This window comes from Blautia caecimuris, assembly GCF_024622975.1.
GTDB lineage: Bacteria > Bacillota > Clostridia > Lachnospirales > Lachnospiraceae > Blautia_A > Blautia_A caecimuris.
In genome coordinates, this window is record NZ_JANJZT010000016.1 from 79,077 (window position 1) to 91,752 (window position 12,676).

At 45.1% G+C, this 12,676-nt stretch carries 12 protein-coding genes; 11 read left to right on the forward strand and 1 reads right to left on the reverse strand.

Annotation, left to right across the window (positions count from 1 at the left end; genetic code table 11):
- The first annotated feature begins 146 nt into the window (after positions 1-146).
- The 8 genes from NSA57_RS11280 to NSA57_RS11315 all read left to right on the forward strand — a co-directional run bounded on the left by NSA57_RS11280 (position 147) and on the right by NSA57_RS11315 (position 7,996).
- Positions 147-1,229 carry a 6-phosphofructokinase gene (locus NSA57_RS11280; RefSeq protein WP_257464882.1) on the forward strand — a complete coding sequence of 361 codons (1,083 nt, stop codon included), beginning with the start codon at positions 147-149 and terminating at the stop codon, positions 1,227-1,229.
- Between the two features lie 112 nt (positions 1,230-1,341).
- Positions 1,342-2,955, forward strand: a complete 1,614-nt coding sequence (dnaX, locus tag NSA57_RS11285; protein ID WP_147599868.1) for a DNA polymerase III subunit gamma/tau — start codon at positions 1,342-1,344, stop codon at positions 2,953-2,955.
- Between the two features lie 144 nt (positions 2,956-3,099).
- The gene (locus NSA57_RS11290; protein WP_022066901.1) at positions 3,100-3,456 is read left to right on the forward strand and encodes a YbaB/EbfC family nucleoid-associated protein; all 357 of its coding nucleotides are present in this window, start codon (positions 3,100-3,102) and stop codon (positions 3,454-3,456) included.
- Positions 3,456-4,052 carry a recombination mediator RecR gene (recR, locus tag NSA57_RS11295; RefSeq protein WP_022066902.1) on the forward strand — a complete coding sequence of 199 codons (597 nt, stop codon included), beginning with the start codon at positions 3,456-3,458 and terminating at the stop codon, positions 4,050-4,052. Before NSA57_RS11290 ends, recR begins: the two co-directional genes overlap by 1 nt.
- Before the next feature lie 42 nt (positions 4,053-4,094).
- Positions 4,095-5,186, forward strand: a complete 1,092-nt coding sequence (locus NSA57_RS11300) for a LacI family DNA-binding transcriptional regulator (protein ID WP_257464883.1) — start codon at positions 4,095-4,097, stop codon at positions 5,184-5,186.
- Positions 5,187-5,444: 258 nt separating this feature from the next.
- Positions 5,445-6,101, forward strand: coding sequence for a fructose-6-phosphate aldolase (fsa, locus tag NSA57_RS11305; protein WP_022066904.1), 657 nt, complete (start codon positions 5,445-5,447; stop codon positions 6,099-6,101).
- Positions 6,102-6,230: 129 nt separating this feature from the next.
- Positions 6,231-7,070, forward strand: coding sequence for a transketolase (locus NSA57_RS11310; protein ID WP_147599870.1), 840 nt, complete (start codon positions 6,231-6,233; stop codon positions 7,068-7,070).
- The gene (locus tag NSA57_RS11315) at positions 7,058-7,996 is read left to right on the forward strand and encodes a transketolase family protein (protein WP_147599871.1); all 939 of its coding nucleotides are present in this window, start codon (positions 7,058-7,060) and stop codon (positions 7,994-7,996) included. Before NSA57_RS11310 ends, NSA57_RS11315 begins: the two co-directional genes overlap by 13 nt.
- Here NSA57_RS11315 and yyaC read toward each other — a convergent pair.
- Entirely contained in the window at positions 7,980-8,546 is a 567-nt protein-coding gene (gene yyaC, locus NSA57_RS11320) for a spore protease YyaC (RefSeq protein ID WP_257464884.1), read from the reverse strand. The genes NSA57_RS11315 and yyaC overlap by 17 nt on opposite strands.
- Before the next feature lie 160 nt (positions 8,547-8,706).
- On the opposite strand from yyaC, the gene NSA57_RS11325 reads away from it, so the two are divergent.
- The 3 genes from NSA57_RS11325 to NSA57_RS11335 all read left to right on the forward strand — a co-directional run bounded on the left by NSA57_RS11325 (position 8,707) and on the right by NSA57_RS11335 (position 12,226).
- Positions 8,707-10,143 carry a LysM peptidoglycan-binding domain-containing protein gene (locus NSA57_RS11325; RefSeq protein WP_257464885.1) on the forward strand — a complete coding sequence of 479 codons (1,437 nt, stop codon included), beginning with the start codon at positions 8,707-8,709 and terminating at the stop codon, positions 10,141-10,143.
- Between the two features lie 178 nt (positions 10,144-10,321).
- Positions 10,322-11,506, forward strand: a complete 1,185-nt coding sequence (locus NSA57_RS11330) for a DUF5711 family protein (protein WP_243873724.1) — start codon at positions 10,322-10,324, stop codon at positions 11,504-11,506.
- Between the two features lie 15 nt (positions 11,507-11,521).
- Complete coding sequence (locus tag NSA57_RS11335; protein ID WP_330671333.1) at positions 11,522-12,226, forward strand: CvpA family protein; 705 nt, start codon at positions 11,522-11,524, stop codon at positions 12,224-12,226.
- Positions 12,227-12,676 lie beyond the last annotated feature (450 nt).

Sequence of the window (12,676 nt, forward strand, 5' to 3'; positions counted from 1 at the left end):
TATAATAGTAAAGAAGTGAAAAGTTACTGTTCACACGGCATTATTCTGAGAAAGACTGTGAACAGCAGCTGATTATATGACTGTCTGACGGACATGAGAAACAGCAGGCAGATATTGAATACTATACGAAGCGGGGTGTGTCTATTATGATTAAAAGAATTGGATTGCTGACAAGCGGCGGAGACTGCCAGGCATTGAATGCCACAATGAGGGGTGTTGTAAAGGCGTTGTCCAATGCCGTGGATGAGCTGGAAGTTTATGGATTTGATGATGGATATAAAGGGCTGATCTACGGTAAATACCGAATGCTGACCGCAAAGGACTTTTCAGGAATCCTGACACAGGGAGGAACGATTCTGGGAACCTCACGCCAGCCTTTTAAACTGATGAGAGTCCCGGATGAAAAGGGCCTGGACAAGGTAGAGGCAATGAAGCAGACTTATTATAAGCTGTGCCTTGACTGTCTGGTAATTCTGGGAGGCAACGGAACCCAGAAAACAGCAAATCTTCTGAGAGAAGAAGGACTGAATATTATTCATCTTCCAAAGACCATTGATAATGATATTTTTGGCACAGACATGACCTTTGGATTCCAGAGCGCGGTAGAGATCGCAACCAATGCCATTGACTGTATCCACACAACAGCAACCTCTCATGGACGGGTGTTTATTGTGGAGATCATGGGGCATAAGGTTGGAAGTCTGACTCTTCATGCAGGACTGGCCGGCGGAGCGGACATCATTCTGATCCCGGAGATCCCATATGATATTAAAAAAGTAACAGAGGCCATTCAGAAAAGAAATAAAGCAGGCAAACGTTTTACGATTCTTGCAGTTGCCGAAGGCGCGATTTCTAAGGAAGATGCCAAGCTTCCCAAAAAGAAATACAAAGAAAAGCTGGAAGCCAGAGCAAAGAAGTATCCGTCAGTTTCCTATGAGATCGCTGACGAGATTTTTAAGGAGATCGGCAGCGAAGTGCGGGTAACTGTTCCGGGTCATATTCAGAGAGGCGGACAGCCCTGCCCTTACGACCGTGTTCTTTCCACGAGGATCGGCGCCGGCGCTGCAGAGGCGATTCTGGACGAGGAGTACGGAGTGATGATCGGTGTGGTAAACGGCAAGATCAAGCGCGTACCGCTGGCAGAATGTGCAGGAAAGCTGAAAATGGTTTCGCCGAAGGATCAGACGGTAAAGGCTGCCAAACAGATTGGAATCAGTTTTGGTGACTGACAGACCGGCACAGTAAATATACAGGATAACAATAAAGGGTGCTGCAGACTGCACTGAGGTATTCTGCAGCATCCTTTTCATGCCCCGGGGCATCAGGAGAGGAGAATGACTTATGAGCTATACTGCCCTGTACCGTAAATTCAGGCCCGATAATTTTGATGATGTAAAAGGGCAGGATCATATTGTGACAACCCTGACAAACCAGATCAAGGCGAACCGTATCGGTCATGCCTATCTGTTTTGCGGAACAAGGGGAACCGGAAAAACAACAGTGGCAAAGATTCTGGCAAAGGCAGTTAACTGCCAGAATCCGGTAAACGGAAGTCCCTGTAATGAGTGTGAGATGTGCAGGGCGATTCAGGCCGGAACATCCATGAATGTAATCGAGATCGATGCTGCTTCCAACAATGGTGTGGATAATATCCGTGAGATCCGCGAGGAAGTAACCTATCGCCCCACAGAGGGAAATTATAAGGTTTATATTATTGACGAGGTTCACATGCTTTCCACAGGCGCTTTTAACGCCCTGTTAAAAACTCTTGAGGAACCGCCTTCCTATGTGATCTTTATTCTTGCCACAACAGAAGCCCACAAGATTCCTATTACCATACTTTCCAGATGTCAGCGGTATGATTTTCACAGGATTACTATTGATACCATTGCTGCCCGGCTGACAGAGCTTCTGGAAGCGGAAGGCGTAGAAGCGGAGGAAAAAGCAGTGCGCTATGTGGCAAAGGCGGGAGACGGCTCCATGCGAGACGCGCTCAGCCTTCTGGACCAGTGTATTGCTTTTTATCTTGGACAGACTTTAACTTATGATAAGGTTCTGGAAGTTCTGGGAGCAGTGGATACCGAGGTGTTCAGTCAGCTTCTCAGGAAAGTGCTTTCCGGTGATGTAACAGGCTCCATTCATATTCTGGAGGAGTTGATCACAGGCGGGCGGGAGCTGAGCCAGTTTGTGGGAGATTTTACCTGGTACATGCGTAATCTTCTTCTGGTAAAAACTTCGGAGAACCCTGAGGATGCCATTGATGTGTCTTCAGAGAATCTGAAGCTTCTGAAAGAAGAAAGTGAAATGACAGATGTGGACACTCTTATGCGGTATATCCGTATTTTTTCAGAGCTTTCCAATCAGATACGCTTTGCCACGCAGAAAAGAGTTCTGGTGGAGATTGCGCTGATCAAGCTCTGCCGCCCTGCAATGGAAACGAATCTGGATTCTGTTCTGGACCGCATCCGTGTTCTGGAGCAGAGGATGGATGAGGCTCCTGTGCAGCAGGTGATCGTTCAGCAGGCTTCGGGCAGTGCAGGAGAGGTAAATCAGAGCGCTGTACCGGAACCGAAAAAACCCCAGAAGGCTGCTCCGGAGGATCTGCAGAAGATTGTGGCAGGCTGGAAGGTGATCGTGGGACAGACCACAGCAGCCTTTAAACAGGCTCTTTTGAAATCCATACCAAAGTATAATGGGGAAACAGGAGAACCTGTTCTGTATGTAGAGTTTCAGACTCCTCTGGGAAGAAATTATCCGGATGATTCTGATGCCTGCCGGGAGCTGAAAGAGATTATTGAGCGGCAGACAGGAAAGAGTGTGGAGCTTCATATGCTGGTGGCGGAGGATCATCAGCAGACCAATCTTTCAAGAATCACGGTAGATCAGGCGATCAGGGAAAATATCCATATGGACGTGATCATTGAGGAGGAACCGGAAGGACTTTCCGGCGAATAGCCGGCGCGGGGCATACAGAGCAAAATGTCATCATCAGAGGTGATCTGGAATGGGCGCCGTAAACATATTGACACAGAGTGAACAATAAAATATAGTAGAAAGCGTAATAGATATTTTTGTAATAAAAATCAGGAGGATATAAATATGGCAAAACGCGGAGGTTTTCCAGGCATGGGAATGCCGGGAAATATGAATAATTTAATGAAGCAGGCGCAGAAAATGCAGCGCCAGATGGAAGAAAACCAGAAGGCTCTGGAAGAAAAAGAGTTTACTGCAGCAGCAGGCGGCGGAGCCGTGGAAGTAACCATTTCCGGCAAGCGCGAGATCAAAAAAGTAACGCTTTCTGAGGAAGTAGTGGACCCGGATGATATTGAAATGCTGGAGGATCTTATTGTGGCAGCTACCAATGAGGCGCTGCGCAAAGTGGATGAAGAATCCAGCGCTGTAATGTCCAAGCTTACAGGAGGTCTTGGCGGCCTGGGCGGAGGACTTCCTTTCTGATGGAATATTACAGCACACATATTAACAAGCTGATCGAGCAGCTTTCACATCTTCCGGGCATTGGAGCCAAGTCTGCTCAGAGACTTGCCTTTCATATTATGAACATGCCCAAGGATCAGGTGGAGCAGCTTACCTCTTCCATTACAGGAGCCAGGGAAAAAGTCCGTTACTGCAAAAACTGCTGTACACTTACTGACCAGGAGCTTTGTCCTATCTGCAGCAATCCGCGCAGAGATCCTACAACGATCATGGTGGTGGAAAATACAAGAGATCTGGCAGCTTACGAAAAAACAGGAAAGTACGACGGCGTTTACCATGTGCTTCACGGGGCGATTTCTCCCATGCTCGGCATCGGGCCGGATGATATCCGTCTGAAGGAGCTGATGCAGAGACTCCAGAAGGATGTAAAGGAAGTGATCATTGCCACCAATTCAAGTCTGGAAGGGGAAACTACGGCAATGTATATCAGCAAGCTGATCAAGCCTACGGGCATTAAAGTCAGCCGGATTGCCAGTGGGGTTCCGGTAGGCGGCGATCTGGAATATATTGATGAGGTGACGCTTCTGCGGGCTCTGGAGGGAAGAGTGGAACTCTGATCCGGAGCCCCGGGGATACCTGCAGAGAAAGAGTGAAAAACAGTGGGAAAAAAGAAAATAACTTCTTCTCAGGTGGCGGAAAGAGCAGGAGTTTCTCAGGCAACGGTTTCCATGATTCTGAACCGCAGAAATAATGTGTCTTTTTCAGCGGAAACAGTGGAGCGGGTAGAACAGGCTGCCAGAGAGCTGGGCTATGAGCTTCCAGGAAGGAGAAAAACAGGAGACAACAAAAAAGAAAAGCTGATCGTGGTGTTTTGTCCCACTTTGACCAGTCCTTATTATGTGCTTCTGCTTCAGGGCATCGAGGCTGTGGCAAATGAGAAGGGGTATGGTGTTTTTATCTGTAATACGCAGAGAGATGCTGTTCTGGAAGAAAAATATCTGCGTATGATCCGCACCATACAGCCTCAGGGAATCATCTATACCTGTAATCCGCATCCGGATTTTCAGAAAAAGGTTGAGGAAATGGCAAGGGAGGTTCCTCTTGTTATTATCAGCAATAAAGAAAAAACAACCACTGTGGACGCCATTAATCAGGATAATACTATGGTTGGCCGTCTGATGGCGCGGCATCTTCTGGATCTGGGGCATCGGGACGTTGCGTTTATTACGCCGCCTCTCACCAGACGGCAGTGGCAGCGTTCCAGAAGGATAGACGGTTTTGTAAAAGAGTTTGAAAGAGAAGGGCTGAAAGGTCATGTACTGATCAAGGCTGCAGATGAGTCTATGGATCGTACTCTTCCAAGGATGGACTCGGAATATTCCATGGGATACCAGCTGACCATGGAGCTGCTGAAGGAGGAAAAATATTTTACTGCCATTGCAGGACAGAATGACATGATGGCTATTGGCGCTATTGATGCTCTGGAAAAATCCAGGATCCATGTACCAAGAGATGTGTCTGTGATTGGCTGTGACAATATTTTTTATTCCGGAATCAGAAGGCTGTCTCTGACTACCATAGACCATTTTGTGGCATTGAAGGGCAGAGATGCCTGTGACATTATTATCCGGAAAATTACTACCAACGATCAGTTTTATACAGGGCTTCAGCCTACCAGTCTGTATAATATTGAGTATACCCCCAAGCTGATCGCCCGAAAAACCACAGCATATGCCAGAATAAAAAAATAAATATCCCGGTAAAAATTATTATTAATAATTATTTTTCTGCTTTGTGCGGTACAGCAGAAAAAAGGAGATTTTTGCAATAGTTATTTTGCAGAAGAGGTTAATATCCTCAGAAGTTATTAATAAAATTTAAAATTATTAATACAAAATTTATTAATAAAAATAAGCTGTCTTGACCCTTTGGGAGTTTTTGCTATAATGAAGCCATAAAGAACGTGATCCGTCAGTAAAATTGACGGCAGAACTCAGGAGGGAAAAAGAATGAAATTTTTTATTGACACAGCAAATGTAGAGGATATCCGCAAGGCAAATGATATGGGAATCATCTGTGGCGTTACCACAAACCCGTCTCTGATCGCAAAAGAGGGAAGAGATTTTAATGAGGTTATCAAAGAGATCACCTCTATCGTAGACGGACCGATCAGCGGAGAAGTAAAAGCAACTACTACAGATGCGGAAGGAATGATCGCTGAAGGCCGGGAGATCGCAAAGATCCACCCGAATATGGTAGTTAAGATTCCGATGACAGGGGAAGGACTGAAGGCTGTTAAGGTTCTTTCAAAAGAAGGCATCAAAACAAATGTAACTCTGATCTTTACTGCAAATCAGGCGCTTCTGGCAGCAAGAGCCGGAGCAACCTATGTTTCTCCGTTCCTTGGAAGACTGGATGATATTTCCACAGACGGACTGGAGCTGATCCGTCAGATCGTTCAGATGTTTGAGGTTGCAGGTCTTGATACAGAAATCATCTGCGCGAGTGTGCGCCATCCTGTCCATGTAACAGAATGTGCGCTTGCAGGAGCTGATATCGCCACTGTTCCGTACAAAGTTCTGGAGCAGATGCTTCATCATCCTCTGACTGATGCGGGAATCGTAAAATTCCAGGAAGATTACAGAGCTGTTTTTGGAGACAAATAGAGTACTTAATGAATGCAGGCGGAAGCGAATCATGAATTTAGTGAATCGAACTTCCCTGTTGAATGCAGGCGATAGATATAGTATGATGTAACGTGTATGGTGTTATTAAATTAAAGGAGACAGACCAACATGAACAAATTAGAGCTTCAGAAGATTGCAAACGAAGTCCGCAAAGACATCGTTACAGCAGTCCATGCTGCAAAGGCCGGCCATCCGGGCGGATCACTTTCTGCAGCAGATTTATTCACATATCTGTATTTTGAAGAAATGAACATTGACCCTAAGGAGCCAAAAAAAGCAGACCGCGACCGTTTTGTTCTTTCCAAAGGACATACCGCTCCGGGACTGTATTCTGTACTGGCTGAGAGAGGATATTTTCCTAAGGAAGATCTGAAAACTCTCCGTCATCTTGGTTCCTATCTTCAGGGACATCCGGATATGAAGCATATTCCGGGCGTTGATATGTCAAGCGGATCTCTCGGACAGGGAATCTCTGCGGCAGTGGGCATGGCTCTTTCTGCAAAATTAAGCAATGATTCTTACAGAGTATACACTCTTCTGGGAGACGGCGAGATCCAGGAAGGTCAGGTCTGGGAGGCTGCCATGTTTGCAGGCCACAGAAATCTGGACAACCTTGTTGTGATTGTTGACAATAATGGCCTTCAGATCGACGGTAAGGTAGATGACGTATGTTCTCCATACCCTATCGACAAAAAGTTTGAAGCATTTAATTTCCATGTGATCAATGTGGAAGACGGAAATGACATGGATCAGCTGAAGGCAGCTTTTGATGAGGCAAGAACTGTAAAGGGAATGCCGGTTGCAATTATTATGAAAACAGTGAAGGGCAAAGGTGTTTCTTTCATGGAGAACCAGGCCGGATGGCATGGAAAAGCTCCAAACGATGACGAGTATGCTCAGGCAATGGAAGATTTGGAAAAGGCAGGTGAAGCATTATGTCAGATGTAAAGAAAATCGCTACAAGAGCAAGCTATGGCTCTGCTCTGGTGGAACTTGGAAAAGAACATGAGGATCTTGTTGTTCTGGATGCTGACCTTGCTGCTGCTACCCAGACTGCAATGTTTAAAAAAGAATTTCCGGAGCGCCATATTGACTGCGGTATCGCAGAGTGCAACATGGTAGGTATCGGAGCTGGACTTGCTTCTACAGGCAAGGTTCCTTTTGTCAGCACTTTTGCCATGTTTGCGGCAGGACGTGCATTTGAGCAGGTGCGCAACTCTGTAGGTTATCCGAAACTGAATGTAAAGATCGGCGCAACTCATGGCGGAATTTCCGTAGGTGAGGACGGCGCAACTCATCAGTGCTGCGAGGATTTTGCCCTCATGAGGAGTATTCCGGGAATGGTTGTTGCTTCTCCGTCTGACGACATTGAGGCAAGAGCTATGGTAAAGGCTGCTTATGAGCATGTGGGTCCGGTGTATATGCGTTTTGGCCGTCTGGCTGTTCCGGTGATCAATGACAGACCGGACTATAAATTTGAGCTTGGTAAAGGTATTGTTCTCCGTGAGGGAAAAGATCTGACGATCGTTGCAAACGGTCTCTGTGTTGCAGCATCACTGGAAGCAGCAGAAAAGCTGGCTGCAGATGGAATCGAAGCAAAGGTTATCAATATCCATACAATCAAGCCTCTTGATGAGGATCTGATCGTTGCGGCAGCAAAAGAAACCGGAAAAGTGGTCACAGTTGAGGAACATTCTGTGATCGGCGGACTTGGCGGCGCAGTCTGCGAATGTCTGTCCGAAAAAGCGCCGGTTCCGGTTAAGCGTATCGGTGTCAATGATGTGTTCGGCGAGTCCGGCCCGGCTGTTGCTCTTCTTGAGAAATACGGTCTGGATGGAGAAGGCATTTATAAACAGATCAAAGCTTTTGTATAAAATATGATTCGTGTATGGCAGACGGGATCATTGCCAGGATTCCCTGAGTGATCTTGTCAGCCAGATGAATGACAGTAGACAGCCGGGTTGTCTGGAGAGTAAGCTGCTCCAGTAATCCGGCTGTATTTACGATTCCGGTTACATGGATGTCCCCTACAGGGGGCAGCTCTTTCTGAACCGCAGCACCCGGGTAAAGCGCGCCGTCTCCGATGGTTACGTAGCCCAGGTGCTTTTTTTGTCCAAGAGAAGCATCGATTGCAATCACAAGAGCTTCCGGATGGCTGAAGCAGATGTCCTGGCTTGCGCTGGTAAGGTTCAGGGCGTGTACAGGATGAGAAAGAGTTCCGTATACATGAACTTTTTCGGATGCATTGCAGAGAAGCTGCTGGCCTACATAGGGACCAAGGCAGTCTCCGGTGAGGCGGTCTGTGCCGATACACAGAAATACAAGCTCCTTCCAGCTTTTTCTGTGGTGAAGGATACAGTTTTTAAGAAGAGAAGAGATTTCTCTGGCGGCTCCGGTTTTATTTGCGTCAATATAAAAAGTCATAGATTTTCCTCGCAGTGTTTGTCCTGATTTATTGTATCCGTCTGTGGAACAAATTATGCATGTGCGGAATATGTCGTTAAATTATGAGACAGGCATCTTACATTCTGCTAAAATCCGCATTTTTTATATGCTATTCTTGTACCCGAAGGGGTGATATATCATGATAGAAGTCATCTATAAAGATGAGAAACAGGAGGCAAAGGGCAACGAGAGTATATTTTCTGTGCCAAAGAATATACGTCAGATAGGACAGGCCAATGATGATTATCGGATTTACATGGAAGATTATGTATACACCTTTCTTGGAAGAGAAGCAGGGGCGGGAGATGTAAACGGAGAAGACAAAAAATGTCTGGCGGTTCTGACCGGGGAAACAAAGTGGGCTTCAGGAATCACCTATATGTTTATCAGAGGGGCTCTGGATGTGGAAGCAGAGGATATTTCGGCTGAGCATATTGAGTTTACAGAAAAAATGTGGAAAAAAATACAGGAAGAAACAGAAAAATATTTTGAGGGACAGGAGATTGTGGGATGGTTCTTTTCTCAGAGATCGATACCTCTGGAAGCCACAGAGCTTTTGAAACGGGTGCATCTGAAACATTTTGGCGGAGGGGAAAAGGTTCTGATGCTGATGGATCCGGCGGAACGGGAAGAGGTGTTTTTTCGGTACGAAAACAGTTTCCTTGTAAAGCAGAACGGATATTATCTTTACTATGAAAAGAATCCGCAAATGCAGTCGTATATGCTGGAAAAAAATCCGGAAGGAACAACGGACAGGCAGGAAGAGGTTCCGGATGAGGCAGTAAAAGCATTTCGGAGAATCATACAAAAAAAGAAGAGCGCAGAGGAAAAACAGACGGAGGAAACGGAAGAACGGATCTCTGTTTTTTCATATGCGGCTACAGCCTGTCTTGCTCTGGCTGTTGTGGCAGCAGGAATGAAGTTTTATCAGAATTATCAGTCTTTGCAGCAGGCGGATGTAAAGGCGGAAATGGCTGCATCTGTGATCGAGACGGGGCCTTCGGAATTTCCGGAAGAGATAAAGGAGAAAGCGGAGGTCACATCGGTCAGAACAGAGAGAGCAGATACGGGTGAAAAAGAAGTAAAGGACGGTGAAAAATCAGGGGAAACCAAAGGGGAACAGGAAGGGGGCTCTGAGAGTAAAAATGAGATACAAGAAAATGCCTCCAGAAATACAGCGAAAATGAAAAAAGATGAGAAGGAAACTGTGCCTTCGGAAGCTGCTGAAACAGATGAAGAAACCTCCAACGAAAATGTCAAGTCTGAGCTGTCAGAGGAGGATCGGGCAATTTACAGAGAAGAATCAGACATGAGAAAGGCAGAAAGAAGAGTCCGTGAGTCCCGGGATACTGCCGGAAATTCGGATTCAGAAAAAGTAACAGAGACTGAAAATAATACACAGTCGGAGGAAACATCGGCCGGGGGCACAACATACATTATACGTCCCGGTGATACTTTGTATCAGATCAGTGTGGAAAAATATGGAAGCATGGAAGCGGTTGCTGAAATATGCCGTATGAACAACATGTCTGAAAGCGACACCATTTATCCCGGACAAATAATTGTATTGCCCTGAGAAGTTTGCTATAATGTGACATATGAGAAGAGCGCAGAGGCGTTGCCGTGAACAAAGTGAGCAGTAACGGAGAGACTTCTCATATGTCAGTGAAAAGAACAGAGAGAGAACCCGAAAGGCAAGGTTTAGTATGTCCAATATATTTCAGAAATGGAGAAAAAAACGAAAGAGAGCCAAAATGATGGCTCAGAATGGGAAGCTGTCCCAGGATGTGGGAAGTGAAGAAGGATATAGAAGACAGCTTTCCATGCATAAAATTGCAGCAATGAAAAAAACAGTTCTTACTGTAGCGGTGGTAGCGGCAGTGGCAGTGGGACTGGTACTTTTTATAGAAAAGAGGAGTTACCGCACTTATGATATCATTCAGACAAGTGAACAGGAGGATATTGTTTCCACAAAGTATGAAGTGATGTCAGGAAAAATCCTGAGATACAGTCCGGATGGAGCGGCGCTGGTAAACAGTGAGATGGATGCATACTGGAGCAGTCTGTATGAAATGCAGAATCCTGTGGCTGATATCAGAGGTGACTGGGCAGTGATCGCAGATGTTGACGGAACATCCATGAAGATCTTTGACAAAGACGGAGAAGCGGGAAGTGTTACAACCTCATACAGCATTGTCAAGGCCAGGATATCGTCCAACGGCCTTGTTGCAGCCATATTGGATGGAGGAGATTCCACATGGATCAATTATTATGATTCGGATGGAAGCCTGATAGCAGAGAACCAGACACATGTGGAAGATCCCGGATATCCCATGGATGTGGCGGTTTCGGATAACGGCGAGATTATGATGGTGACATATCAGTTTATAGACGGAAGCGACACAACCAGTTATGTGGCCTTTTATAATTTTGGCGATGTAGGACAAAATGAAGATGACAGAATTGTAAGCGGCTATACATATGAGGGAGTTGTAATTCCGGAAATCAGATATTTTGATGCAGAACGGTCTGTTGCGTTTCGGGAAGACGGATTCACCGTATATAAAGGCCGGCAGATTCCAAAGGAAAGCGCTACAGAGAAGGTGGACAAAGAAATTGTAAGTACGTTCTGTGATGATGACACCATAGGCATGGTGTTTAAAAACGGAAATAAAGACAAGCAGTATACCATGAAGGTATATTCCATTAATGGAAGCCTCCGGTTTACAAAGGATTTTAATATTCCCTATACCACTATAAAAATAAGCGGAGGAAACATTCTGCTTTATAATGATTCCCAGATCTGTGTAATGAACAGCAGAGGCGTGGAAAAGTACAGCGGTACAGTAGACGGAAGTATTAACAATTTTATTAAGATTGGCTGGAATCGTTATCTGCTGGTGCTTGACAGCGGGGTTAATGTGATCAAATTCAGTTAAAGGGGGATGAGGGCATTGACCTGGTTGGGAATCGTAGTGGCAGGAATTCTTCTGCTGACAGCTTATAAAGGCTTCAGGAGAGGCTTTATCAGAGAAATTGTGTCCTTCTTTTTTGTATTTCTGGCTCTTGCAGTGTCATGGGCGATTAACCCTTATGTGAATGAGTTTTTTATGGAAAACACACCTGTGTATGAAAAAATACAGGAAAGCTGTCAGAGCTTTGTGGAATCTCAGAAAAAACAGGAACTGACATCGCCGGGAGCTGAAGAGCAGACAGGCTTTATTGAGGGACTGGAATTACCGGAACTTTTGCAGAAAGGACTTGAATCAAATAATACAGCGGAGGTATATACCTATCTTGCAGTAGATTCATTTGGGGAATACATTTCAGAAGCCCTGGCAAGGATGATTGTAAATGGACTGTCCTTTTTTGTTTCTTATCTGCTGGCCTCGGTGATCCTGCGTCTTGGCACCTGGGTATTAAATCTTCTTGCCGGACTGCCTGTGCTGAAAAGTGCAAACAAACTGGCCGGAGGACTTGTAGGAGCGGTTAAAGGCGTACTGTTTGTGTGGATCGCTTTTCTTGTAATGACGATTTTATGCAGTACATCTATAGGAAAAGAGGCTCTTGCGCTTATTGAAAAGGATGCTTTTCTCAATGTGCTGTATGAATATGATATTTTTGTAAATGTGTTCATGAGTATTTTTTATGGAATGTAACCTGAAAAAGTGAATCTGTTCAGGATAAAATGCTATTATCGCAGGTGATTTGGAATGTGTTTGCTCAAGCTGCTGTGAAAAGTGAGAATCTTAGCAACTTTTTTTATAGAACATAAAGAAAGTCCTTGACTTAGAAGGATATGGGTGCTATACTAAAGTCCGCTTCAAAAAAGAAGCGGGCTTTTATTTTTCCTGATTTAAGGAAAAATAAAAAAATGAAAAACTTGTTGACAACCGCTTGAAGATGTGGTAAAGTAAACAAGCTGTCAACGAGAGAGCGAATTGCTTGAAAGAACATCGAAAAAGTTTGGAAAAACTTGAAAAAAGTTCTTGACAAACAAAAAAAGATGTGATAAAATAAATAAGCTGTCTAAGAGACAGAAAACAAAGAACCTTGATAACTAAACAGTGAGACACATACGATTCTCGAAAATTCTTTTACACACAGAA

Bases quoted from the DNA above. Each gene is read 5' to 3' on its own strand.
- NSA57_RS11280 (WP_257464882.1), top strand. From the start codon at position 147: ATGATTAAAAGAATTGGATTGCTGACAAGCGGCGGAGACTGCCAGGCA.
- dnaX (WP_147599868.1), top strand. From the start codon at position 1,342: ATGAGCTATACTGCCCTGTACCGTAAATTCAGGCCCGATAATTTTGAT.
- NSA57_RS11290 (WP_022066901.1), top strand. From the start codon at position 3,100: ATGGCAAAACGCGGAGGTTTTCCAGGCATGGGAATGCCGGGAAATATG.
- recR (WP_022066902.1), top strand. From the start codon at position 3,456: ATGGAATATTACAGCACACATATTAACAAGCTGATCGAGCAGCTTTCA.
- fsa (WP_022066904.1), top strand. From the start codon at position 5,445: ATGAAATTTTTTATTGACACAGCAAATGTAGAGGATATCCGCAAGGCA.
- NSA57_RS11310 (WP_147599870.1), top strand. From the start codon at position 6,231: ATGAACAAATTAGAGCTTCAGAAGATTGCAAACGAAGTCCGCAAAGAC.
- NSA57_RS11315 (WP_147599871.1), top strand. From the start codon at position 7,058: ATGTCAGATGTAAAGAAAATCGCTACAAGAGCAAGCTATGGCTCTGCT.
- yyaC (WP_257464884.1), bottom strand. From the start codon at position 8,546: ATGACTTTTTATATTGACGCAAATAAAACCGGAGCCGCCAGAGAAATC.
- NSA57_RS11325 (WP_257464885.1), top strand. From the start codon at position 8,707: ATGATAGAAGTCATCTATAAAGATGAGAAACAGGAGGCAAAGGGCAAC.
- NSA57_RS11330 (WP_243873724.1), top strand. From the start codon at position 10,322: ATGATGGCTCAGAATGGGAAGCTGTCCCAGGATGTGGGAAGTGAAGAA.